Source organism: Pseudomonas sp. URMO17WK12:I11 (assembly GCF_007677725.1).
Taxonomy (GTDB): Bacteria; Pseudomonadota; Gammaproteobacteria; order Pseudomonadales; family Pseudomonadaceae; genus Aquipseudomonas.
The window spans coordinates 488,152-510,889 of the sequence record NZ_VEDF01000003.1; the positions used below are offsets into that span (position 1 = coordinate 488,152).

At 62.8% G+C, this 22,738-nt stretch carries 21 protein-coding genes; 12 read left to right on the plus strand and 9 right to left on the minus strand.

Going from position 1 to position 22,738, the window contains the following annotated elements; genetic code table 11:
- Positions 1-19 precede the first annotated feature (19 nt).
- A complete protein-coding gene (locus tag FS665_RS08695) occupies positions 20-1,141 on the plus strand; it encodes a beta-ketoacyl-ACP synthase III (RefSeq protein WP_145186318.1) in 1,122 nt (373 codons plus the stop codon).
- A gap of 103 nt (positions 1,142-1,244) precedes the next feature.
- Here the strand turns inward: FS665_RS08695 and FS665_RS08700 are convergent, their stop codons facing one another.
- The gene (locus FS665_RS08700; RefSeq protein WP_145186321.1) at positions 1,245-2,489 is read right to left on the minus strand and encodes a putative porin; all 1,245 of its coding nucleotides are present in this window, start codon (positions 2,487-2,489) and stop codon (positions 1,245-1,247) included.
- 260 nt (positions 2,490-2,749) lie between these two features.
- Between FS665_RS08700 and FS665_RS08705 the strand changes: the two genes are divergently transcribed.
- A complete protein-coding gene (locus FS665_RS08705; RefSeq protein ID WP_145186435.1) occupies positions 2,750-3,877 on the plus strand; it encodes a GNAT family N-acetyltransferase in 1,128 nt (375 codons plus the stop codon).
- Positions 3,878-3,928: 51 nt separating this feature from the next.
- On the opposite strand, the gene FS665_RS08710 is transcribed toward FS665_RS08705, so the two are convergent.
- From FS665_RS08710 to FS665_RS08725, 4 genes are all read right to left on the minus strand, one after another.
- Positions 3,929-5,761 carry an ABC transporter ATP-binding protein gene (locus FS665_RS08710; RefSeq protein WP_145186324.1) on the minus strand — a complete coding sequence of 611 codons (1,833 nt, stop codon included), beginning with the start codon at positions 5,759-5,761 and terminating at the stop codon, positions 3,929-3,931.
- A gap of 62 nt (positions 5,762-5,823) precedes the next feature.
- Positions 5,824-6,381, minus strand: a complete 558-nt coding sequence (locus FS665_RS08715) for a peptidylprolyl isomerase (protein WP_145186327.1) — start codon at positions 6,379-6,381, stop codon at positions 5,824-5,826.
- Positions 6,375-7,187: an alpha/beta fold hydrolase gene (locus FS665_RS08720; RefSeq protein WP_145186330.1), complete on the minus strand. Its 813-nt coding sequence runs from the start codon at positions 7,185-7,187 to the stop codon at positions 6,375-6,377. Before FS665_RS08720 ends, FS665_RS08715 begins: the two co-directional genes overlap by 7 nt.
- A gap of 13 nt (positions 7,188-7,200) precedes the next feature.
- Entirely contained in the window at positions 7,201-8,124 is a 924-nt protein-coding gene (locus FS665_RS08725; RefSeq protein ID WP_145186333.1) for a LysR family transcriptional regulator, read from the minus strand.
- 48 nt (positions 8,125-8,172) lie between these two features.
- Here FS665_RS08725 and FS665_RS08730 point away from each other — a divergent pair, with 48 nt between their 5' ends.
- The 3 genes from FS665_RS08730 (at position 8,173) to FS665_RS08740 (ending at position 11,462) form a co-directional block, all read left to right on the plus strand.
- A complete protein-coding gene (locus FS665_RS08730; RefSeq protein ID WP_145186336.1) occupies positions 8,173-8,487 on the plus strand; it encodes a 3-phosphoglycerate kinase in 315 nt (104 codons plus the stop codon).
- 1,162 nt (positions 8,488-9,649) lie between these two features.
- Positions 9,650-10,525, plus strand: a complete 876-nt coding sequence (locus tag FS665_RS08735) for a carboxylate/amino acid/amine transporter (protein ID WP_145186339.1) — start codon at positions 9,650-9,652, stop codon at positions 10,523-10,525.
- Position 10,526: 1 nt separating this feature from the next.
- Positions 10,527-11,462, plus strand: coding sequence for an AEC family transporter (locus tag FS665_RS08740; protein WP_145186342.1), 936 nt, complete (start codon positions 10,527-10,529; stop codon positions 11,460-11,462).
- A 29-nt stretch (positions 11,463-11,491) separates the two neighbouring features.
- Here FS665_RS08740 and FS665_RS08745 read toward each other — a convergent pair whose 3' ends face one another.
- Positions 11,492-12,790, minus strand: coding sequence for a mechanosensitive ion channel family protein (locus tag FS665_RS08745; RefSeq protein ID WP_145186345.1), 1,299 nt, complete (start codon positions 12,788-12,790; stop codon positions 11,492-11,494).
- 105 nt (positions 12,791-12,895) lie between these two features.
- On the opposite strand from FS665_RS08745, the gene FS665_RS08750 reads away from it, so the two are divergent.
- The gene (locus FS665_RS08750) at positions 12,896-14,257 is read left to right on the plus strand and encodes a DEAD/DEAH box helicase (protein ID WP_145186348.1); all 1,362 of its coding nucleotides are present in this window, start codon (positions 12,896-12,898) and stop codon (positions 14,255-14,257) included.
- Positions 14,258-14,317: 60 nt separating this feature from the next.
- On the opposite strand, the gene FS665_RS08755 is transcribed toward FS665_RS08750, so the two are convergent.
- Positions 14,318-14,590 (minus strand): hypothetical protein, encoded by a 273-nt coding sequence (locus FS665_RS08755; RefSeq protein WP_145186351.1) that lies wholly within the window; start codon positions 14,588-14,590, stop codon positions 14,318-14,320.
- 182 nt (positions 14,591-14,772) lie between these two features.
- Here FS665_RS08755 and FS665_RS08760 point away from each other — a divergent pair, with 182 nt between their 5' ends.
- From FS665_RS08760 to FS665_RS23665, 3 genes are all read left to right on the plus strand, one after another.
- Entirely contained in the window at positions 14,773-15,183 is a 411-nt protein-coding gene (locus tag FS665_RS08760; RefSeq protein WP_145186354.1) for a transcriptional regulator, read from the plus strand.
- Positions 15,184-15,279: 96 nt separating this feature from the next.
- The gene (locus FS665_RS08765) at positions 15,280-16,206 is read left to right on the plus strand and encodes a DMT family transporter (protein ID WP_145186357.1); all 927 of its coding nucleotides are present in this window, start codon (positions 15,280-15,282) and stop codon (positions 16,204-16,206) included.
- A gap of 179 nt (positions 16,207-16,385) precedes the next feature.
- The gene (locus tag FS665_RS23665; protein WP_256675068.1) at positions 16,386-16,514 is read left to right on the plus strand and encodes a PA1414 family protein; all 129 of its coding nucleotides are present in this window, start codon (positions 16,386-16,388) and stop codon (positions 16,512-16,514) included.
- 105 nt (positions 16,515-16,619) lie between these two features.
- Here FS665_RS23665 and FS665_RS08770 read toward each other — a convergent pair whose 3' ends face one another.
- Both FS665_RS08770 and speB read right to left on the minus strand, forming a co-directional pair.
- Entirely contained in the window at positions 16,620-17,999 is a 1,380-nt protein-coding gene (locus FS665_RS08770) for a sodium:solute symporter (RefSeq protein WP_145186361.1), read from the minus strand.
- A 134-nt stretch (positions 18,000-18,133) separates the two neighbouring features.
- Complete coding sequence (gene speB, locus FS665_RS08775; protein WP_145186363.1) at positions 18,134-19,084, minus strand: agmatinase; 951 nt, start codon at positions 19,082-19,084, stop codon at positions 18,134-18,136.
- 223 nt (positions 19,085-19,307) lie between these two features.
- Here speB and FS665_RS08780 point away from each other — a divergent pair, with 223 nt between their 5' ends.
- From FS665_RS08780 to FS665_RS08790, 3 genes are all read left to right on the plus strand, one after another.
- On the plus strand, positions 19,308-20,201 hold the full coding sequence (locus tag FS665_RS08780; RefSeq protein WP_145186366.1) for a LysR family transcriptional regulator: 894 nt from the start codon (positions 19,308-19,310) through the stop codon (positions 20,199-20,201).
- A 128-nt stretch (positions 20,202-20,329) separates the two neighbouring features.
- Positions 20,330-21,895, plus strand: coding sequence for a PAS domain-containing methyl-accepting chemotaxis protein (locus FS665_RS08785; RefSeq protein WP_145186369.1), 1,566 nt, complete (start codon positions 20,330-20,332; stop codon positions 21,893-21,895).
- A 69-nt stretch (positions 21,896-21,964) separates the two neighbouring features.
- Positions 21,965-22,558: a tRNA-uridine aminocarboxypropyltransferase gene (locus FS665_RS08790; protein WP_145186372.1), complete on the plus strand. Its 594-nt coding sequence runs from the start codon at positions 21,965-21,967 to the stop codon at positions 22,556-22,558.
- Positions 22,559-22,738: the final 180 nt, after the last annotated feature.

Sequence of the window (22,738 nt, forward strand, 5' to 3'; positions counted from 1 at the left end):
TTTGAACAGAGGATCGATCGTGCACAACGTCGTGATCAGCGGCACCGGCCTGTATACCCCGGCCCAGAGCATTACCAACGAAGAATTGGTGGCCTCCTTCAATGCGTGGTCCGAGCAGTACAACCACGACAACGCCGCCGCCATCGAGCGCGGCGAACTCGAAGCGGCGCCGCTGTCGGATGCCGCCTTCATCGAAAAGGCCTCGGGAATCAAGAGCCGCTTCGTCATGGACAAGGCCGGCATCCTCGACCCGCAGCGCATGAAGCCACGTTTGCCAGAGCGCTCCAACGACGAACCTTCGATTCTCTGTGAAATGGCCGTGGCGGCCGCTCGCCAGGCGCTGGAGCGTGCCGGTCGCAGCGCGGCCGATGTGGACGGGGTGATCGTCGCCTGTTCCAACCTGCAGCGGCCATACCCGGCCATTGCCATCGAGGTCCAGCAGGCGCTGGGTATCCAAGGGTTTGCCTTCGACATGAACGTGGCCTGTTCTTCAGCCACCTTCGGCATCCAGACGGCGGCCAACAGCGTCCAGCTCGGGCAGGCGCGGGCAGTGTTGATGGTCAACCCGGAGGTGTGTACCGGGCACTTGAACTTCCGTGATCGCGATAGCCATTTCATCTTCGGCGACGCCGCTACCGCGGTGTTGCTCGAACGGGCCGACAAGGCCAGCTCCGCGCATCAGTTCGAAATTGTCAGCAGCAAACTGTGGACCGAGTTCTCCAACAACATCCGCAACAACTTCGGCTTCCTCAACCGCGCTGCGGAGGAGGCGATGAGCGCCGCCGACAAGCTGTTCATCCAGGAAGGCCGCAAGGTGTTCCGCGAGGTGTGCCCGAAAGTGGCCGAACTGGTCGGCCAGCACCTGCAAGAAAACGGCCTGCAACCGTCTGACGTCCAACGCTTCTGGCTGCACCAGGCCAACCTCAGCATGAACCACCTGATCGTCAAGAAGCTGTTGGGGCGTGAGGTCAGCGAACAGGAAGCTCCGGTCATCCTCGACCGCTATGCCAATACCAGCTCGGCAGGTTCGGTGATTGCCTTCCACTTGTATCAGGACGATCTGCCCAAAGGCGCCCTGGGCGTGTTGAGCTCGTTCGGTGCCGGCTATTCGATCGGCAGCGTGATCCTGCGCAAGCGCTGATCGCCAGGGCGGCCTGGCGCCTCGTTGCTGAGTGGTAAAAAAAACGGGAACTGCCGGATGGGGTCGGCAGTTCCCGTTTTGCGTGAAGCAGGGTGCAGATCGCTTAGAATTTGGCTTCCAGATCCACTTGCAGGGTGTCTACGTCGGCATTGCTGTTGGGCAGGTTGGAGTAGTCGGTCTTGGCCATCATGTAGGCTGCACCCAGGGCGAAGTTCTTGTCGATCTCGTAGCCGACCTTGAACTTGTGCCCGCGCGAGCCGGTGAAGCCGTTGCCGAAGTCCGAGTCGGTGAACAGGCTGACCACGCCGTTGCGTTGCACGTCGCGGTAGTTGTAGTCCAGGCTCCAGGCGCCGATCTTGCTCTTCAGGCCAGCCAGCCAGGCCTTGTCCTTGCCGTCGGTGCTCTCGGTGTTCTTGACGAACTGGCCATAGGCCGACAGCGGGATGGCGAAGCCGGTGAAATCGACCTGACCGAAGCCTTCGACCAGGTTGAACTCGTCGGTGGTGTTGCCCAGCGAGCGCAGCGCTGCCGAGGCCTTGTCATTGTCGTAGCCGTAGAGGCTGCCGCCGACGGTGACCTTGACGGTATCGGCAGCGTTGAACCTGGTGCCCAATTGCGCCGCGTACAGCTGCGCATCGTGCTTGAACTGCACGCCGTCGCCGTCGACGTTGTCCTTGAGGTTGTAGTGGCCGATGCTGCCGAATACCTCGGCGGGGCCTGCGTTGGTCTTGTAGGTGAGGGCAACGCCTTCAGGGTTGATGTCGCTGTCCCAGATGATGTCGCCCATGCTCACCCAAGGCTGCATCATCTTGCCGCCGATGATGTGCAGGTTCGGCACCGCTGTCGGGTGCCAGTCCAGGTAGGCCAGGTCAACCCACAGCGATTTCTTCTCGAAGTAGTTGTCCAGGCTCTGGTTGGTCGAGCGCGCATCGGCGCTGCTGCCGGTGGCCACGCGCACGCCGGCATCGACCTGCGGGTTGATCTCGCTGTAGAAGCCAACGCGGGCCCGCACCCGCTCACGGTCCTGGTTGCCGCTGCGGGAAATCGGGTTGTCGACGTTGACGTCTTCGTAACGCAGGCGCACATCGCCTTTGATCTGGGTCTTGGCGGCCCAGGCGACTTTCTGTTCGAACGAACTCATGCGCTCGGACTGGGCTTTCTGATCGGCCTTTTCCTTGGTCTCTTTTGCCAGATCGCCCTGCAGTTCGTTGTACTGCGCCTGGTTGATCGAGCCATTGGCGCGGAGCATTTCGAGCAGCTTGGCGTCGACAGCAGCACTGGCCGGAGTACTCAGAGCCAACATCATGCCGGTGAGGCTCACTCCGGTAAGTGTGGAAACAAGACGCATAAGGTTCTCCCTACTTGAAAGATTCGGGGAGGCTCGGCGCCTACCCCCATGTTGGCATGTCTTCGGAAAGGGCCTGGCTAGACAGGTTCTGAGCTTCCGGAAAACAGGCGCAAGTATTGCGGGGGCGAATGACAGATTAATGTCTAATTAGTGGCACTGCTGTGAAGTCGTCACCCTGCGCCGGTATGCCGGTGCAATGTCATTTGAGTGACGGGGCCGTGTTCGCCGATACTGGCAGCCTTGCTCAGTGGGATGAAAACGTGACCAGTCTCTACAGCCTTGCCCACCTGCGTGATCTGCCAGCGGCGACCTGGGACGCCCTGGTGCCGCCGGGCCAACCGTTCCTGCGCCATGGCTTTCTCAGTGCCCTGGAAGACAGCGGCAGCGTCGCGCCGGCCACCGGCTGGGCCGCCGAACACCTGGTGCTGGAACATGAAGGACAGGTGCGCGCCTTGCTGCCGGCCTACCGCAAATGGCATTCCTATGGCGAGTATGTGTTCGACCATGGCTGGGCGGATGCTTGCGAACGCGCCGGCATCGCCTACTACCCCAAGCTGCTCGGCGGCGTGCCATTCAGTCCGGTGACAGGGCCGCGGCTATTGGCGCTCGACCCTGCCGATGCATCCTTGGTCCTGCAGGCGCTGCCGGAGTACCTGGGCAAAGCCGGGCTGTCCGGGGCGCACATCAATTTCACCGAGCCGCACTTCGATGCGCAGATCGCTGGGCAGCCCGGCTGGATGGAGCGTCTGGGCTGCCAGTTTCACTGGCGCAATCACGGCTACCGCGACTTCCAGGATTTTCTCGACAGCCTGAGCTCACGCAAGCGCAAGCAGATGCGCAAGGAGCGCGAGCAGGTGGCAGGGCAGGGCATCGATTTTCGCTGGTGCCGAGGCGATGAACTCGATGAAGCGCAATGGGACTTCGTCTACCTCTGCTACGCCAATACCTACGCCGTGCGGGGCCGCTCGCCATACCTTACGCGGGCATTCTTCAGCCTGCTGGCCGAACGCATGCCCGAGGCCGTGCGCGTGGTCATGGCGCGCCAAAGTGACCGTGATGTGGCCATGGCGCTGAGCCTGGTCGGCGGCGACAGTTTGTTTGGGCGCTACTGGGGCTGTCTGGCCGAATTCGACCGGCTGCATTTCGAAACCTGTTTCTACCAGGGCATGGATTTCGCCATCGCCGAGGGTCTGCAGCGGTTCGATGCCGGGGCGCAGGGCGAGCACAAGCTGATTCGCGGCTTCGAGCCCGTGCTCACCCGGTCCTGGCATTACCTGCTGCATCCGGGTTTGCGCCGGGCCGTGGACGAGTTTCTGCAACAGGAGCGCGACGGAGTACGGGCGTATGCCGAGCAGGCGCGGGAGATGCTGCCTTATCGCAAGGACTGATCGCGACGATTGTCCGTTCGGGCCTCCTGGGCAAAGAGGCCCGAACAGGTCTCAATCGACGCCGACGAACCCACCGGTCTGGTGATGCCATAAGCGAGCATACAGCCCCTGCTGCTCGAGCAATTGGCTGTGGCTACCACTTTCGACGATGCGCCCCTGGTCCAGCACCACCAGGCGATCCATGCGCGCGATGGTGGACAGGCGGTGGGCGATGGCGATCACGGTCTTGCCCTGCATCAGGGTCTCCAGGCTCTCCTGAATCGCCGCTTCCACTTCCGAATCCAGTGCCGAGGTCGCCTCGTCCATGATCAGGATCGGCGCGTTCTTGAGCAGTACCCGGGCGATCGCGATGCGCTGGCGCTGCCCACCCGACAGCTTGACCCCGCGCTCGCCGACATGGGCGTCGAAACCGGTACGCCCTTGGGCGTCGGACAACTGCGGGATGAACTCATCGGCCCGCGCCCGGCGCACGGCTTCGTGCAGTTGCGCTTCAGTGGCGTCGGGGCGGCCATACAGCAGGTTGTCGCGGATCGAGCGGTGCAGCAGCGAGGTGTCCTGGGTGATCATGCCGATCTGCGCGCGCAGGCTGGCCTGGCTGACCTCGGCGATGTCCTGGCCGTCGATCAGAATGCGCCCGCCCTGCACGTCGTACAGGCGCAGCAGCAGGTTGACCAAGGTCGACTTGCCGGCACCCGAGGGCCCGATCAGACCGATCTTCTCGCCGGGGCGGATGTCCAGCTCGAGCCCTTCGATGACGTTGCTGGCCTTGCCGTAATGGAAGTCCACGTCAGCGAAATGTACGGCGCCGCGGCTGACCTTGAGCGCTGGCGCGTTCGGCTTGTCGGTGACCGTGACCGGTTGGGCGATGGTCTGCAGGCCATCCTGGACCATGCCGATGTTTTCGAAAATGCCGTTGACCACCCACATGATCCACCCGGACATGTTGACGATGCGGATCACCAGGCCCGTGGCCAGGGCAATCGCGCCCACGCTGATCAGCGACTGGCTCCACAGCCACAGCGCAAGGCCGGTGGTGGTGACCACCAGCAGGCCGTTGAGGGTGGTGATGACCACGTCCATGCTGGTGACCACACGGGACGCCAGTTGGGTTTTCTCGGTCTGCTCACGGATCGCCTCACGGGCGTATTGCTGTTCGTGCTCGGTATGGGCGAACAGCTTGAGCGTGGCAATGTTGGTGTAGCCGTCGACGATGCGCCCCATCAGCTTGGAGCGCGCATCGGAAGAAATCACCGAGCGTTGCTTGACCCTTGGCACGAAATAATAGAGCGCGGCGATGTAGCCGAGGATCCATACCAGCAGCGGCAACATCAGCCGCCAGTCGGCCTCGGCGAACAGCACCAGCGAGGTGACCGCGTAGATCAACACATGCCACAGCGCATCGACTGCCTGCACGGCCGAATCGCGCAGCGAGTTGCCGGTTTGCATGATGCGCTGGGCGATGCGCCCGGCGAAATCGCTCTGGAAGAAATTCAGGCTCTGCTTGAGTACGTAGGTATGGTTTTGCCAGCGAATCAGGCTGGTCATGCCCGGGTTGATGGTCTGGTGCACCAGCAAGTCGTGCAGGCCGAAGAACACCGGGCGCAGCAGCAGGACCACCACCAGCATCCAGATCAGTTCGCCGCCGTGGTCGCTGAAGAAGTTGGGGTTCGGCGCACCCTGGGCCAGGTCGATGATGCGGCTCAGGTAGCTGAACATCGCCACTTCGATCAACGAGGCAAACAGCCCCACCACCAGCAGCGCGACGAAGCTCGGCCAGACTTGGCGCAGGTAATACAGGTAGAACGGCCAGACCTGGCCCGGAGGCGACTCGCTGGGCGCGTCGCGAAAGATATCGATCAGTTGCTCGAAACGGCGATACAGCATGGGTGACAAGACTCCTGTGCTACCCGAACCCGGAAGGCTTCACGTCCCTGTGAGACCTGCCATCAGTCGATGCGTTTGGCCGACTTGATGAATACCGGGTCCGTGGGCACGTCGCGCATGCCTTTTTTGACGGTGGTCGGCGAATTGACGATCTGATCGACCACCTCCATGCCCTTGGTGACCTTGCCGAACACGGCGTAGCCGGCGTCACGGCCTGGGTTGAGGAAGTCGTTGTCAGCCACATTGATGAAGAACTGGCTGGTGGCCGAGTTCGGGTTGGAGGTGCGCGCCATGGCCAGGGTGCCACGGGTATTCTGCAGGCCGTTGCTGGCTTCGTTGCGGATTGGGTCCTTGGTGTCTTTCTGCACCATCTGCTCGGTGAAGCCGCCGCCCTGCACCATGAAGCCCGGGATCACCCGATGGAAGATGGTGTTGTTGTAGAAGCCGCTGTCGACGTAGGCCAGGAAGTTCTTGGTGCTGACCGGCGCCTTTTCGGCATTGAGTTCGATTTCGACTGGGCCGAAGCTGGTGTCCAGCAGAACGTGCGGGGTCTTGTCAGAGGCCATGACGCTGGCGGCGAAGGCAACCGAGCAGGCGGTGAGCAGAAGTTTTTTCAGCATGGGCTCAATGATCCTTGAGAGGTGGAAGCGGCTGCCAGGAACTGCAGCAGGGTCTGATTGAAGACCTCGGGTTGGTCCAGGGGCGTAGCGTGACGCGAATCGGCGATGACCACCAGCCTGGCGTTGGGCATCAGGGCGACATAGTGCTCTTTGAGTTGTATCGGGGTGTAATCCTGGTCAGCGGCGATTACCAGCGTGGGACAGCGAATGTCGTTGATGCGTTCCTGTACGCCCCAGTCGACGATGGCGTCGAAGCTCTTGAGGTAGGCGCGCTTGTCGTTGCGCGCCCAGCGTTCGGCCATCTTCTGCCGAAGTTCGGTTTGCCCAGGCTTGGGAAACAACCGTGCAGCCAGGCCCCTGCCGACGGTCTCGACGCTGAGCAGGCGCGCCAGGCTCCAGCGCTTGAACCACCATGACCAGTCGCGCAGAGTCCGCCGCTTGACCTGCGGGGCGCTGTTGACGATGCACAGGCTGCGCAGCCATTGCCGATGGTCGACGGCGAACTGAAAACCGACCATGCCGCCCATGGATAAACCGACGAAGTGCACAGGGCCGGTCTGCAGATGCTCAAGCAGGGCCAGCAGGTCTTCGCTGAACGTGGCGATGCTGTACCCGCCGCGGGGTTTCGCCGAGCGGCCATGGCCACGGATGTCCATGACTATGACCCGGTAGTGAAGGCTCAGCTCCGGCACTTGCAGCTCCCAGTCCTGGCTACTCGAGCCCAGGCCATGGAGCAGCACCAGCGGCTCGCCTTGACCATACTGTTGGTAGTGCAGCGAGCATCCTCGATGGTCGAAACTGGCCATGCACGCGGTCCTTTCAGGCTTGTGGGGGGGCTGCGAAGGGCACGTCCAATGGCGCGGTGTCGAAATTGCGCAGCAGGTCGATGAGAATCTGCGTGGCTGGGCCCAGGGTCTTCTCTTTGCTTGAGTAAAGGTAGAACAGGGGATGGCGACTGCCACCCTGATCCAGCGGCAGCGCCTTGAGCACGCCGTCACGCAGTTCGCGTTCGATCATGTGCCGGGGCAGCCAGGCAAAGCCCAGGCCGCTGCCCACGAAGGTGGCGGCAGTGCCCAGGCTACCGACCGTCCAGCGCTGCTCGGCGCCGAGCCAGCCGACATCGCGAGGCTGCGCCCGGCCTGAATCGCGAATCACCACCTGCAACTGGCTTTCCAGGTCCTGGAAAGTGATCTCCCGACCCAGGCGGTGCAGTGAGTGCTCGGGATGGGCGACGGCAATGAATTCCACCGAGCTCAATTCCGTGCCCAGGTAACCGCCAATGCTGTAGCTGCTGATGGCAAGATCGGCGATGCCTTCATGCATCACTTCCTCGACACCGGACAACACCTCTTCGCGCAAACGCACCCGGCACCCGCGGCTCTGCGGCATGAAGGCGGCCAGGGCGCGCACCAGGCGTGCGCTGGGGTAGGCGGCATCGACCACCAAGCGGACTTCGGCTTCCCAGCCCTGCTCCATGTGGTGGGCCAGGTCTTCGAGCTGGCTGGCCTGCTTGACCAGGTGACGAGAGCGGCGCAGCAGCACATTGCCGGCCTCGGTCAGTACCGCCTTGCGTCCATCGATGCGCAGCAATGGTACGCCCAGTTGTTCCTGCATCCGCGCCACGGTGTAGCTGACCGAAGACTGCGATCGGTGCAAGGCTTCGGCTGCCTGGGCAAACCCGCCGTGATCGACCACTGCCTGCAGGGTCCGCCACTGATCCAGGGTTACGCGCGGCGCTTTCATGTTGGGCTCCTGTTGTCCTAAGCTGCGCTCTTTCAAGGAGAGCGCCCCATGAAGAAATGTTGTGCGGCATTGCTGTTGTGCCTGCCCCTTGGGGCCATGGCTTATCCCATCGATGTGCAGAAGGACCTCGACGGGGTCAAGCTCGACTACACCGCCTATGACACCGCCTACGACATCGGTGCCATCACCCTCAACAACTACGGCCAGGTGCCGGCAGCCTGCAGGGTGACCTTCCGCAATGGCCCTGAGGCGCCACGGGTACGCCGAATCAATGTGCCGGCTGGTAAAAGCGTCGATGTGACGGCCAAGTTCAATCGGCAGATCATCAAGCTGCGGATCGCGCTGGATTGCAAGGCGCAATAAACAGATTAATCGATAGATTTATCCCACTTTCTACGCTTTTTTATCGATAGGTCAAGGGTTAATCTCGCCTTGATCCAGGATGTTTACTCCATCCAGGCCGAGGCCAAGTTGGCAGCGGTGGCTTGAGGCGCAACGAATCCTATCCCTGATACCTGGTCTGCTCCTTGGGTGTGTCTGCCCGGCCTGATGGCCGGGTTTTTCGCTCGCCACGGCATTTTTTGCGCCTGTGGGATCGAGCGCCGCCCGCGCGGCGCATCGTGAGCTGCGCTCACTCCTACGGTTGTTTCGGGCCAATCATTTCTGGGATCTTTGCGCGCGACGCCTTGGTGCATCGGGCCTAGAATCCCCGTAGGAGTGAGCGCAGCTCACGATGCGCCGCGCAGGCGGCGCTCGATCTGCGTATCCCTTCATTACGCCAGCCAAACACCTGAATGAACCTTGGCAACGAATTCCCATCTCTGACCCCTGTTCTGCGCCTTGGGTATGTCCGCCCGGCGTGATGGCCAGTTTTTCGCTCGCCTTGGCATTTTCTGCGCCTGTGGGATCGAGCGCCGCCCGCGCGGCGCATCGTGAGCTGCGCTCACTCCTACGGTTGTTTCGGGCCAATTATTTCTGGGATCTTTGTGCGCGACGCTTTGGCGCATCGCGCCTAAAATCCCCGTAGGAGTGAGCGCAGCTCACGATGCGCCGCGCAGGCGGCGCTCGATCTGCGCATCCCTTCATTACGCCAGCCAAACACCTGAATGAACCTTCGCAACGAATTCCCATCTCTGACCCCTGTTCTGCGCCTTGGGTATGTCCGCCCGGCCTGATGGCCAGTTTTTCGCTCGCCACGGCATTTTCTGCGCCTGTGGGATCGAGCGCCGCCCGCGCGGCGCATCGTGAGCTGCGCTCACTCCTACGGTTGTTTCGGGCCAATAATTTCTGGGATCTTTGTGCGCGACGCTTTGGCGCATCGGGCCTAGAATCCCCGTAGGAGTGAGCGCAGCTCACGATGCGCCGCGCAGGCGGCGCTCGATCTGCGCATCACCTCAATGCGCCAGCCAAACACCTGAATGAACCTTCGCTATGGAAAACCCATACCGAGCCCGCACATTCCTCATGGTTGAACACTCAGGCCGCAACCCGCTAAGGTCGCGCCCTTGATTCACGAGAGACAACCATGGGCTACCTGATAATCGTCGCGCTGATCCAGGCGTTCTCCTTCAGCCTGATCGGCGAGTACCTGGCTGGGCACGTCGACAGCTATTTCGCTGTGCTCGCCCGCGTGCTGCTGGCCGGGCTGGTATTCCTGCCGCTGACGCGCTGGCGGCAGGTCGAGCCGGGCTTCCTGCGCTCGATGCTGCTGATCGGTGCTTTGCAATACGGCATCACTTACGTCTGCCTGTACCTGAGCTTTCGTGTACTCAGCGTGCCGGAAGTGCTGCTGTTCACCATCCTCACGCCGCTGCACGTAACCTTGATCGAAGATGCCTTGAACCGGCGCTTCAACCCCTGGGCGCTGGTCGCAGCCCTGGTGGCGGTGGCAGGCGCCGGGGTGATCCGCTTCGACAGCATCAGCGGCGACTTCTTCGTCGGCTTCCTGCTGCTGCAATTGGCCAACTTCACCTACGCTGCCGGCCAGGTGCTGTACCGCCATCTAGTGGCGCGCAACCCCAGTGACCTGCCGCACTACAAGCGCTTCGGCTACTTCTACCTGGGCGCATTGCTGATCGTGCTGCCGGCCTTCCTGCTGTTCGGCAATGCCCAGCACCTGCCGAGCAGCGCGCAGCAGTGGTGGGTGCTGCTGTTCCTTGGCCTGTGCCCGACCGCGTTGGGGCTGTACTGGTGGAACAAAGGCGCCTGCCTGGTTTCGGGCGCTACATTGGCGGTGATGAACAACCTGCACGTGCCGGTAGGCTTGCTGCTCAACCTGCTGATCTGGAACCGCGACGAGCCGCTGGGCCGCCTGCTGCTGGGCGGCGCGATCATCCTGGCCTCGGTGTGGCTGAGCCGCCTGGGCAACCGCAGCCAGACGGCCGCGCTCGGCAAGGCCTGACATGCACACCGTGCTGGTGATCGTTGCCCCGATCTTCGCCCTGATACTGGTCGGTTTTGCCTGCCGCAAGACCGATAAGCTCGGGGACAGGGCCGCTGCCGAAATCAACAAGATGGTGGTCTGGCTGTGCCTGCCGGCGCTGCTGTTCAAGGTCACCGCGACGGCGACCTGGAGCGAAATCTGGCACCCAGGCTTCATCGTCGCGTTTGGCGCAGGGGCGCTGGCGATGTTCGTCGTCACCTTGGCCTGGCGTCTCTGCTCCGGCCATGGCCTGGTGGCCGCCAGCATCGATGGGCTCAGCGCGGGCTACGCCAACACCGGCTATATCGGCATACCCCTGTGCCTGCTGCTGTTCGGCCAGCCAGGGCTGCAACCTGCGCTGATCTCATCGTTGATCGTCGTCTGCCTGGTGTTCGCGATCTCCCTGACCTTGATCGAAATCGGCCTGCAGCAGGAGCGGCACATCGGCCGTGCGGTCTGGCAGGTGGGCAAGGCGCTGGCCAAGAATCCGCTGGTCATCGCGCCGTTGGCAGGGGCGGGCTGGGCCATGGGCGGCCTGGGCCTGGCAGAGCCGGTGCTGCATTTTCTCGACATGCTGGCGCTTGCTACCACGCCGTGCGCGTTGATTTCGCTCGGCGCCTTTTTGGCGGAGAAACGGCCCGGTTCGCAGGCAAGTCCCTGGCCCTTGGTGGGCCTGAAATTGATCGGCCAGCCGGCGCTGACCTGGGTACTGGCATTCAAGGTGTTCAGCCTGCCGCCGATGTGGGCGGCCTCGGCAGTACTGCTGGCAGCGCTGCCGACGGGGACCGGGCCGTTCATGTTGGCGGAGTACTACAACCGCGAGGCAGGGTTGATCTCGCGGACCATCCTGCTGTCGACCGTGGCATCGCTGGGGACCCTGACCGGGCTGCTGTACCTGCTGGGGTATGCAGGTTGACCTGGGACCGCCAGGCGGTCCCGGCGACTTCAAACCTCGCTGAGCTCTTCCAGGCGCCGCGGCTCAGTCGCTAAAAAGCGCCCCGTCAGCCCGACTCGCATGTCATTGCCACTCGGCTGCTGGTACAGGCTCAAGCCGAACTCTGGCAGCACCGCCAGCAGGTAATCGAAGATATCCCCCTGGATCCGCTCGTACTCCGCCCACACCGTCGTGGTAGTGAAGCAGTACACCTCCAGCGGTACGCCTTCGGCCGTGGTCTGCATCTGCCGGACCATGCAGGTCATGTTCGGGTGCACGTTGGGGTGGTTACGCAAGTACGCCAAGGCAAACGCGCGGAAGGTACCGATATTGGTCAGCTTGCGTCGGTTGGCCGAAAGCTCCGCCACCGGCCCCAGTGCCTCGTTCCAGGCCAGCAATTCCTGGCGCTTGCCGGCCAGGTAGTCGCCGAGCAGGCTCACCTGGCTCAGGCGTTGTTCTTCTTCGCGAGTCAGAAAACGTACCCCTGCGGCGTCGATGAACAGGCTGCGCTTGATGCGCCGCCCGCCCGACTGCTGCATGCCGCGGTAGTTGCGAAACGACTCGCTCATCAGGCGCCAGGTGGGGATCGAGACGATGGTCTTGTCGAAGTTCTGTACCTTGACCGTGTGCAGGGTGATATCGACCACGTCGCCATCGGCGCCCACCTGCGGCATTTCGATCCAGTCGCCGACGTGCAGCATGTCGTTACTGGTCAGCTGTACGCTGGCGACGAACGACAGCAGGGTGTCCTTGTAGACCAACAGCAGCACCGCCGACATGGCGCCCAGGCCCGACAGCAGCAACAGCGGCGAGCGGTCGATCAGGGTCGCGACGATGACGATCGAGGCGAAGATCCACAGCATCATCTTGGCCAGTTGCACATAACCCTTGATCGAGCGGGTGCGTGCATGTTCGGTACGCGCATAGATGTCCAGCAGGGCATCGAGCAGGCACGACAAGGCCATGGTCATGAACAGCAGGGTGAAGGCCAATGCCAGGTTGCCGAGGAAATGCTGGGCGGTATCGGACAGCTCCGGCACCAGTTTCAGCCCGAACTGGATCACCAGCGACGGAATGGTCTGCGCCAGGCGGTGAAAGACTTTGTTGTGGCGCAGGTCGTCCAGCCACTTCAGTGCCCCTTGCCGCGCCAGCAGGCGGGCGCCGTGCAGGACCAGAAACCGCGCCAGGCGGCCGAGCACCAGTGAAATCACCAGCAAAACCGCCAGGCCAATGGCGGCATGCAGCAGCGGATGTTGATCGAGGGTGCCCCACAGGTCGAGGCTGTCACGCCAGATGCGTTGAATGTCCATAGCTTGTAAACCGGTCTATTGCAGTGAAACGAGGCGCTATTAGAGCGCGGATGGCGAGAAAGTTGCCAAAAGAAATTCGGCTCCGGCGGCAGAAAACGTTACCCTATGCAACTGAATGTCCCGCACTTGCCTGAGGTTACCTCCGTGTTCTCCCAATTCGCCCTGCATGAACGCCTGCTTAAAGCCGTGGCCGAGCTTAAATTCGTCGAGCCGACGCCGGTGCAGGCCGCGGCCATCCCCTTGGCCCTGCAAGGGCGCGACCTGCGAGTGACGGCGCAGACCGGCAGCGGCAAGACCGCAGCGTTCGTCCTGCCACTGCTCAACCGCCTGGTCGACCTCAAGGGTGGGCGGGTCGAGATCCGCTCGTTGATCCTGCTGCCGACCCGCGAGCTGGCGCAGCAGACTCTCAAGCAGGTGCAATTGTTCGCGCAGTTCACCTACATCAAGGCAGGCCTGGTCACCGGCGGTGAAGACTTCAAGGAACAGGCTGCGATGCTGCGCAAGGTGCCGGACGTGCTGATCGGCACGCCAGGCCGCCTGCTCGAGCACCTCAACGCCGGCAACCTCGACCTGTCGCACGTGCAGGTGATGATCCTCGACGAAGCCGACCGCATGCTCGACATGGGCTTCGCCGAAGACATGGAGCGCCTGTGCAAGGAGTGCGAGAACCGCGAGCAGACCCTGTTGTTCTCCGCCACCACCGGCGGTGCGGCGTTGCGCGACATCATCGGCAAGGTCTTGAAAGACCCTGAGCACCTGATGCTCAACAGCGTCTCGCAATTGGCCGAGGGCACCCGGCAGCAGATCATCACTGCCGATCATGATCAGCACAAAGAGCAGATCGTGCAGTGGCTGCTGGCCAACGAGACCTTCGACAAGGCGATCATCTTCACCAACACCCGTGCCCTGGCCGACCGCATCTACGGGCACCTGGTGGCCAAGGACGTGAAGGCCTTCGTCCTGCATGGCGAGAAAGATCAAAAGGACCGCAAGCTGGCCATCGAGCGCTTCAAGCAAGGCAGCTCCAAGGTACTGGTGGCCACCGATGTGGCAGCCCGTGGCCTGGACATCGACGGCCTCGATCTGGTGATCAACTTCGACATGCCGCGCAGCGGCGACGAGTACGTGCACCGGGTAGGGCGTACCGGGCGGGCTGGCGGTGAAGGCCTGGCGATCTCGTTGATCACCCATAACGACTGGAACCTGATGTCCAGCATCGAACGTTACCTCAAGCAACAGTTCGAGCGCCGGGTGATCAAGGAAGTGAAGGGCACCTACAACGGACCGAAGAAGGTCAAGGCCTCGGGCAAAGCGGCCGGGGCCAAGAAGAAGAAAGTCGACAAGAAGACTGGCGAGAAAAAAGCTGCGGCCAAGCGCAAGCCAACCGCCAAGCCACGCCCCAACGCGCCACTGGCCAGCGCCGATGGCCTGGCGCCGCTGAAAAAGCGCAAGCCAGCTGCTGAATAAGTCGCGACATATCAAAGGCGCCTTCGCAATCGGGCATGACGTGCGAAGGCGCCTGTTGGCTTAGTCTGCCTTCTTCTCTGCCTGCTTCAGCTCGGCGATGCGCTTGTCGATCAGCTGGCACTTGTCGGGCAGATCCTTGCTCGCCGTCCCGAGTTCCATGCCTTGGAGCTCGGCATTGATGTCCTTGGCTTTTTGCGGGTTCTGCTCGGTCAGTTGGGTGACCAAGCCGGCCAGCTCCTCGCGTTTCTGCGTAGCTTGCTCTGGTGTGCACGCCCAGGTGGGCAGGGCGCTGAACAGGGCGATGGCGCCCATGATAGGCAGCAGCGGTTTCATCCTTTATACCTCCGGCAGTTGTCGTACCAATGGAGGGATGCATCCGAGGCTTGGTTCAGTGGCTGCGACCGGTGGCCATCGTAGCAAGCACCCCTCGCGCTGAGCGGGCGTGGAACACTCCCGGTCATCGCAGGTCCCAAGCTGTGTATTGCCCCTCAAGACCACAGCAAGAGGCTATCGCCATGAGTAGCACTTACGACTGGGACCTGATCGAACGCCTGCTGCACGAAGTGCAGAACAGCGCCGGTCACAGCTTCACGCCACGCCCCTATGCCGAGCAGCATGCCGCAGCGCAGGCCGCGGATGGCCAGCCGGTGCCGGATCTGGACCATCTCAAGGCCCGTGCCTGCGACTACGAAAAGTTGCTGCTCGAGCGCGGCTACATCAAAAGCCGATCTGAAGAAGAGGGCGGAAACGGAGAGAACTTCGTGCTGACTGAGCATGGCTCGCGCCTGCTGAGCTTGATCGACAGCAGCATTCCCGGGTTCGAGCATCCACGCCAGGTGCTGGACGAGCAAGCTGATGCGCTCGACCCAGACACTTTCGACGAGGTGGCCTCGACCACGCAGATTGCCGGGGGCGCTGTTCAGTAAAGGCTGGTCAGAAGGGCAACGGTGACCCGATAATCGGCTGCTCTCAAGGATAGCCGAGTCGCCACCGATGCCCGTATCAGCCCCAGAGGTCCGCCCATGAGCGCGCTGCGCAAGAACCCCGACGCGTTCGCTTTTCAGGTGATGCTGGGCCTGTGCCTGATCTGGGGCTGCCAGCAGGTATTGATCAAGACGGCGGCGGTTGATATCGCTCCCGTCATGCAGGCAGCGCTGCGCAACGGCCTTGCCGCGGTGCTGGTTGGGCTGATGGTCTGCTGGCAGCGGGGCTGGGCTCAACTGGGCAGCACCTGGCGCGCCGGCCTGTTGGCTGGCGCGTTGTTCGGCCTGGAGTTCATGTTCATCGCCGAAGGGCTGAAACTGACCTCGGCCGCGCACATGTCGGTCTTTCTCTACACCGCACCCATATTTACCGCGCTCGGTTTGCATTTCATGCTGCCCAGCGAGCGATTGCGGTTGCTGCAGTGGCTGGGCATCCTGCTGGCTTTCAGTGGAATTGCCCTGGCGTTTGCTGGCGGCTCCTCATTCGCGCAAATGGATGGACGGATGCTGCTCGGCGATGCCTTGGGCGTGCTGGCAGGCCTTGCGTGGGGTGCCACCACGGTGGTCGTTCGTGGTTCGCGCTTGTCGGAGGCATCCGCAACGCTGACCCTGTTCTACCAATTGGCAGTAGGGTTTGCCGGTCTGCTGTTGATCGCCTTGCTCAGTGGGCAGGTGGGTGACGTCACGTTCACCCCGCTGGCACTGGGCAGCGTGCTGTTTCAAGGGATCGTGGTGTCGTTTTTCAGTTACCTCACCTGGTTCTGGTTGCTGCGCAAATACCTGGCGTCGAACCTCGCCGTGTTTTCCTTCATCACGCCTTTGTTCGGCGTGACGTTCGGTGTGCTGGTACTGGATGAGCCGCTGAGCGCAAACTTTGTGCTCGGTGCGCTGATGGTGCTGCTCGGCGTCGTGCTGGTGAGCGCCGAGCCCTGGGTCAAACAGCAGCTGCGCAAATGGATCGGCTGAACTGCAACATAGCGAAATGATTAACCAATCGTCGGAATGCGCCGTTTGCCCTTGATACAGGTCAAACTTGCACATATCTGTAGTTTCAAGAGCATGCGCAATACAGGACATCGAACTATGATCTGTATGAAGCATCGCAGGATCGAATTGCCGTGAGGCTTACCCGTCAAGGGGGCATTATGAAAACCAACCTGTTCAACTGGCTTCACGACCTGGGCGTCGCCTTGGGTTTGATTCCTCCACCTTTACAGCCGGTGCCGATTCCGACTGACGAAGAGCAGCGCAGGCGCCAGGCGCGCCGCCGCTGAATGCCGAAGGCCGCGGCACCGGCATAGATGCAGCGGCCATTTGCTTCAAGCGCGGATGAGCGTGATCGCGGCCGAGCACAGCGCCGGCCGCTGACCTCCTAAACCTCAGGCAAGCTTGACTTGACCCACCGGTTTGCGCGAAACCATGCTCACCGCCACGAAGCTGACCAGGCTGATCGCCAAGCTGTAGTAGATCGGGGTGTTGGCATCCAGGCCATCGGCCACCATGAACCACAGCGCGGTGGCGAAGCCCAGCGACATGCTGGCGATGGCGCCCGCTGTGGTCGCACGCTTCCAGAAGATCGCCCCGATCAGCGGGATCAGCATGCCGCCCACCAGCAGGTTGTAGGCCAAGGTCAGCGCGCTGATCACATCGTTTACAGCCAGCGCGATGGCCAACACCACCAGGCCCGTCAACAAGGTGAACAGACGGCTGATACCCAGGCTCGACTGCTTGCCACCGCGCAGTTTCGGCAACAGGTCTTCGGTCAAGGTGGTCGACGCCGCGAGCAGTCCGGCGCTGGCGGTGGACATCATCGCCGCCAGCGCTGCTGCCATCAGCAAGCCGCGGATTCCTTCAGGCAGCTGACCCTTGATCATCTCGGCGAACGCATTGTTGGGATTGGCCAGATCCGGCATCAGCACGTGCGCCGACATGCCGATCAGGGCGCAGGCCAGGCCATACAGCACGCAGTAGATCCCGGCGGTGGTGCCGGCGCGCTGGCAGACCTTCTCGTCGCGGGCGGTGAACACCCGCTGCCAGATGTCCTGACCGATGAGAATGCCGAAGAAGTAGATCAGGAAGTAGGTGACGATGGTGTCCCAGCCAATGGTGGTCCAGCTGAAGCTCGCCGCTGGCAGCTTGGCTACCAGTGTGTCCCAGCCACCGGCGTTGTACAGGCACACCGGCAGCAGGATGAACATCAGGCCCACGGTCTTGATCACGAACTGCACAATGTCGGTCAGGGTCAGCGACCACATGCCGCCGATGGTCGAGTAGACCACCACCACGCCACCACCAAGCAGCAACGACATCCAGAACGGCAGGTCGAGCAGCACTTGCAGCACGGTTGCCATCGCCAGCGTCGAGGTCACCCCGATCATCAGCGCGTAGGCCAACATGATCGCGGCGCTGGCCTGGCGCGCCATTGGGTTGTAGCGACGCTCCAGGACCTGGGTCACGGTGAAGATCTTCAGCCGCAACAGCGGCTTGGCCAGAAACAGATTCAGGGCGATGATGCCCAGGCCCAGGGCTGCGCACAGCCAGAAACCAGAAATCCCATGCACATAGCCCAGGCGGACGGTGCCAACGGTGGAAGCGCCACCGAGCACGGTGGTGGCCATGGTGCCCATGTACAGGGTCGGGCCCAGGTTGCGCCCGGCCACCAGGTAGTCTTCGTGGGTTTTCGCGCGGCGCATGCCATACCAGCCGAGGCCGAGCATGCCGGCGGTATAGAGCATGACAACAATGATGTCCAAGGCCATTGGGGGTCTCCCGATTATCGTTATTATGGCGAGATCGACCGCGCAGACGTGTTCGCCGCGCCCGGCGGTCTTGTCTTGTGTTGGCGGGCCTCTATGGCCCTCCCTCATGGCTCCTGCCAGGGTTCAGCGACGGCTCAGCGGCGCACCACGCCGGGTAGTACACAGAGCATTTCGAACAGCAGGTTGGCGCCCAGCAGCGAGGTGTTGCCGGTGGTGTCGTAGGGCGGGGAGACTTCGACCAGGTCACAGCCAATCAGGTCCAGGCCGTGGCAGCCGCGAATGATCTCCATCGCCTGGATCGTGGTCAAGCCACCGATTTCCGGCGTGCCGGTGCCGGGTGCCCAGGCCGGGTCGATGCCGTCGATGTCGAACGACAGGTACACTGGGCCACCGCCGACTTTTTCCCGCACCTCGGCCATCAGCGGCTCCAGCGACTTGTGCCAGCATTCCTCGGCCTGGACCACGCGAAAGCCCTGGCGGCGGCTCCAGTTGAAGTCGTCGGCGGTGTAGCCCTGGGCGCGCAGGCCGATCTGCACCACGCGGTCGCAATCGAGCAGGCCCTCTTCGACCGCACGGCGGAAGGTGGTGCCATGGGCGATCTTCTCGCCGAACATGTGATCGTTGACGTCGGCGTGGGCATCGATGTGCACCAGGCCGATCTTGCCGTGCTTCTTGTGCAAGGCGCGCAGGATCGGCAGGGTGATGGTGTGGTCGCCACCGAGGGTCATGGGTATGACGTTGTGCTCGACGATTTCGTCATATGCCGCTTCGATGATGCGCACTGCGTCGAGCAGGTTGAAGGTGTTGATGGCCACGTCGCCGATGTCGGCTACCGACAGTGAGTCGAAGGGCGCGGCGCCGGTGGCCATGTTGTAGGGGCGGATCATCACCGATTCAGCGCGAATCTGCCGGGGGCCGAAGCGGGTGCCGGAGCGCAGCGAGGTGCCGATGTCCAGCGGTACGCCGATGAACGCGGCATCCAGGCCCTCGGCGCTTTGCAGGTGGGGCAGGCGAAGCATGGTGGCGATGCCGCCGAAGCGCGGCATTTCGTTGCCGCCCAGTGGTTGGTGGAGAATCTTGTCCACGGTGGGCCTCATCAGTCGGTCGATTGTTATGGTTGTTCGAACCTGAGCCGCGGCGCGCTGCGTAAAGGGCATGGGGCCGACGGGCAGGGACATTGCGGCCAAGTCTGCGCAAGGTAGTGCGCCGGAGGAATCGCTACCGGCAAATACTTACTTCAGGATTTTATGAACTAAGCGCCGCCGAAGCGGGTAGACTGCGCGCAAGATCACGCGGAACCGTTGCACCATGGCCTCGACCCTGCCCGACCTGAAACTGCTGCGCATCTTCGTCAGCGTGGTACGCCACCAGGGCTTCGCCAATGCCCAGCGCGAGCTCAACCTGTCGACGTCGGCGATCAGTACCTACATGAGCCAGCTCGAAGGCGCCCTGGGCATCGTGCTGTGTCATCGCGGCCGCGGCGGCTTCAGCCTGACCAGCAAGGGCGAGCTGTTCCATCAGGAGACCTTGCGCCTGCTCGCCGAACTCGACGGTTTCGAGCAATACGCCGCGGCGCTCAAGGGCGAACTGCGCGGCACCTTGAACCTTGGGGTGATCGATTCCACCGTGGGTGACCGGGCATTGCCCCTGGCCGAGGCGATAGGCGCCTACAGCCAGGAACACCCGGCGGTGCACCTGCACCTGTCGGTGTCCAGCCCTTACGAGCTGCAGCTGGGCGTGCAGGACAACCGCCTGGACCTGGCGATTGGCGCATTCCCCTCGCGGGTCAGCGGCCTGGTCTATCAACCGCTGTACCGTGAGCAGCATTGGCTGTACTGCAGCAGCCGCCACCCGCTGTTCGGTGAGCGGCGCATACCCGAGCAAGTGGTGACCCAGCAACGCATGGTCGGGCGCGGTTACTGGAGCCAGGCCGAGTTGGCGCGCCATGGCTTCAAGCACAGCGCGGCGACGGTCGAGAGCATGGAGGCGCAGTTGATACTGATTCTCTCCGGTGCCTACATCGGCTATCTGCCCGAGCACTACGCCCAGGCTTGGGCCGACAAAGGCGACCTGCGGGTGTTGTCGCCGGCCACCTTCGGCTACCAGGCGCCGTTCTCGTTGATCATCCGCCGTGGTCGCAGCCGGGAGCCATTGATCCAGACCTTCCGTGACCTGCTCAAGAGCCAGCTCAACGTCGAGTGACTACTGCATCCCGTCGGAAGTCATACATTTCCTACAGAAAGCGGCTCACGGCGCGCCTGGCGCTCTGCTAAACCTCTTTACTGCCCTGGTCATTATTCCCATCAGCTCCACCAGCAAGGATTGCCGAGATGCGCAACAATCTGCCCGTCACCGACCGTGAACGCACTTTTCCCAGCGAGCAGCGCCTGATCTCGACCACAGACCTGGACAGCCGCATCAGCTATTGCAACGACGCCTTTGTGGCGATCAGCGGATTCACCTACGACGAGCTGATCGGCCAGCCGCACAATCTGGTGCGCCACCCTGACATGCCGGCAGCGGTTTTCGGCCACATGTGGGACACCATCAAGCAGGGCAAACCGTGGATGGGCGTGGTCAAGAACCGCGCCAAGAACGGCGATTACTACTGGGTCAGCGCCTATGTCACGGCGGTCTACGAAAACGGCCGCATCAGCGGTTACGAGTCGGTGCGCTCGGTGCCCAGCCGCGAGCAGATCCGCCGCGCCGAAGCCTTGTATGCCCGACTGCGGGCAGGCAAGTCGGCACTGCCGTGGGCGGCTCGCTGGCGTCACGGTCTAGGCCGTGGCTGGCCATTGATCACTGCGGGGCTGCTGTCGGCGGCGGCGCTTTCATGGCTGCCTACTTATGCCGCGCTGGGCGTGTTGGCAGCCAGCTTGCTGCTGGCCTGGTACTTGGGCGAACAGCAGCGCGACCGTGTGATTCGGCGCACCCTGGCTGAGCATCCCAAGGCCTTCACCAGCCCCCTGGTGGCGCTGACCTACAGCGACAACCCCGGGCTGCAAGGGCAACTGGACCTGGCCATCATCAGCGAAGAAGCGCGTTTGCAAACCGCGCTGACGCGTCTGGTGGATGCTGGCGTCGGGGTTAAGTCACGTGCTGCACAGTCGGCCGAGCTGTCCGATGCCCAGGCGCAGATGCTCGACCGCCAGCGCAGCGAAACCGATCAGTCGGCTACCGCCATCGCGCAGATGGCAGCGACCATTCAGGAAGTTACGCACAACGTGCAGAGCACCGCCCATGCCGCAGGCGATGCCGATCAGCTGGCCCAGCACGGTAGCGACCTGGCGCAGCAGAGCCTGCAGGCCATGGGCAGCATGAACGAGGCGGTCAGTGATATCGGTCAGGCGGTCAATGTCCTGGCCGAGCAGACCCAGTCGATCGGCAGCGTGGTGGATGTGATCACCTCGATTGCCGAGCAGACCAACCTGCTGGCGCTCAACGCCGCCATCGAGGCGGCGCGGGCTGGGGAGCAGGGCAGGGGCTTTGCCGTGGTCGCCGACGAGGTTCGCTCATTGGCGCAGCGGACGCGCTCGTCTACCGATGAAATCCATCACATCATCGCCTCGCTGCGTGCCGGTGCCGAGCGCGCGGTATCCACGGCCCAGCGCGGCGAGCAGATTTCCCGCGACAGTGTGCAGCGGGTCGAGGCGGTGCAAACGGCGCTGACCGGGATCGCCCAGGCGGTCAGCCGCATCACTGGCATGAGCCAGCAGATGGCCACGGCGTCTGAGCAGCAGAGCCATGTGGCCGAAGACATCAATCAGCAGATCGTGCGCATCGCCCAGCTGTGCGACCAGTCTGCCGGCCAGGCCAAGCAAGGCGCTGAGATCAGCCAGGACTTGGAACGCATGGCCGAATACCTGCATAGCCTGGCCGAGCGCTTCAACCGATGAGGCGCTGAGCCTGTCAGGCGGACCTGGCGTGCGGCATGTGGCAAAATTGCGCCATTCACGGAGAGCCCCATGCCCAGACCCCGCTGCGATCGCTGCCAGCGCCCGCTCGACCATTGCCTTTGCCCGCTGATCCCCTGCCTCGACAGCCGCACCCGTGTGGTTGTGTTGCAGCACCCGAGCGAAACCGCCCATGCACTGAACACCGCTCGCCTGGCGGCGCTGGGGCTGGTCAATGCCGAACTGCGAGTAGGGGAGGTGTTCGAGGATCTTGCCGGGCTGCTGGCCACTCCTGGCTACCGGCCGGTGCTGCTGTTCCCGGGCGAGCAGGCGCAAGCGCTGGCAGCCTATGGCGAAACGGGCGACAAGCCATTGCTGCTGATCGTCCCAGATGGCACTTGGCGCAAGGCACGCAAGCTGCTGTATCTCAACCCTTTGCTGGACGCGCTGCCGCGCGTAACCGTGGCTGGCGTTGCTCCGTCACGTTACCGCCTGCGCAAGGCGCCGGAGCCGGGCGCGGTGTCGACCATCGAGGCGGTGGTGCAGGCCTTGAATGTGCTGGAGCAGCCAGCCAGTTTCGATGGTTTGCTGCGGCCGTTCGAGGCATTGATCGAGGGGCAGATCAGGGCCATGGGGGTTGCTGTGTACGAGCGTAACCACGGGTGATGAAGCCGCCTGCCGTGACATTCTCGGCGCCTGAGATCGAGCGCCGCCTGCGCGGCGCATCGCGAGCTCTGCTCGCTCCTACGGGGCGATTCCGGGCCAGTAACCCCTGAGCCACCCGCCAGCGCACGCCCCCACCCACCGTAGGAGCGAGCGCAGCTCGCGATGCGCCGCCCACGCGGC

What these genes read in the sequence shown, in the direction of transcription:
- FS665_RS08735 (WP_145186339.1), top strand. Translation starts at nt 9,650, where the DNA reads ATGGGCTACCTGATAATCGTCGCGCTGATCCAGGCGTTCTCCTTCAGC.
- FS665_RS08745 (WP_145186345.1), bottom strand. Translation starts at nt 12,790, where the DNA reads ATGGACATTCAACGCATCTGGCGTGACAGCCTCGACCTGTGGGGCACC.
- FS665_RS08720 (WP_145186330.1), bottom strand. Translation starts at nt 7,187, where the DNA reads ATGGCCAGTTTCGACCATCGAGGATGCTCGCTGCACTACCAACAGTAT.
- FS665_RS08755 (WP_145186351.1), bottom strand. Translation starts at nt 14,590, where the DNA reads ATGAAACCGCTGCTGCCTATCATGGGCGCCATCGCCCTGTTCAGCGCC.
- FS665_RS08785 (WP_145186369.1), top strand. Translation starts at nt 20,330, where the DNA reads ATGCGCAACAATCTGCCCGTCACCGACCGTGAACGCACTTTTCCCAGC.
- FS665_RS08770 (WP_145186361.1), bottom strand. Translation starts at nt 17,999, where the DNA reads ATGGCCTTGGACATCATTGTTGTCATGCTCTATACCGCCGGCATGCTC.
- FS665_RS08780 (WP_145186366.1), top strand. Translation starts at nt 19,308, where the DNA reads ATGGCCTCGACCCTGCCCGACCTGAAACTGCTGCGCATCTTCGTCAGC.
- FS665_RS08710 (WP_145186324.1), bottom strand. Translation starts at nt 5,761, where the DNA reads ATGCTGTATCGCCGTTTCGAGCAACTGATCGATATCTTTCGCGACGCG.
- FS665_RS08790 (WP_145186372.1), top strand. Translation starts at nt 21,965, where the DNA reads ATGCCCAGACCCCGCTGCGATCGCTGCCAGCGCCCGCTCGACCATTGC.
- FS665_RS08725 (WP_145186333.1), bottom strand. Translation starts at nt 8,124, where the DNA reads ATGAAAGCGCCGCGCGTAACCCTGGATCAGTGGCGGACCCTGCAGGCA.
- FS665_RS08765 (WP_145186357.1), top strand. Translation starts at nt 15,280, where the DNA reads ATGAGCGCGCTGCGCAAGAACCCCGACGCGTTCGCTTTTCAGGTGATG.
- FS665_RS08700 (WP_145186321.1), bottom strand. Translation starts at nt 2,489, where the DNA reads ATGCGTCTTGTTTCCACACTTACCGGAGTGAGCCTCACCGGCATGATG.
- FS665_RS08715 (WP_145186327.1), bottom strand. Translation starts at nt 6,381, where the DNA reads ATGCTGAAAAAACTTCTGCTCACCGCCTGCTCGGTTGCCTTCGCCGCC.
- FS665_RS08740 (WP_145186342.1), top strand. Translation starts at nt 10,527, where the DNA reads ATGCACACCGTGCTGGTGATCGTTGCCCCGATCTTCGCCCTGATACTG.
- FS665_RS08760 (WP_145186354.1), top strand. Translation starts at nt 14,773, where the DNA reads ATGAGTAGCACTTACGACTGGGACCTGATCGAACGCCTGCTGCACGAA.
- FS665_RS08750 (WP_145186348.1), top strand. Translation starts at nt 12,896, where the DNA reads ATGCAACTGAATGTCCCGCACTTGCCTGAGGTTACCTCCGTGTTCTCC.
- FS665_RS08730 (WP_145186336.1), top strand. Translation starts at nt 8,173, where the DNA reads ATGAAGAAATGTTGTGCGGCATTGCTGTTGTGCCTGCCCCTTGGGGCC.
- FS665_RS23665 (WP_256675068.1), top strand. Translation starts at nt 16,386, where the DNA reads ATGAAAACCAACCTGTTCAACTGGCTTCACGACCTGGGCGTCGCCTTG.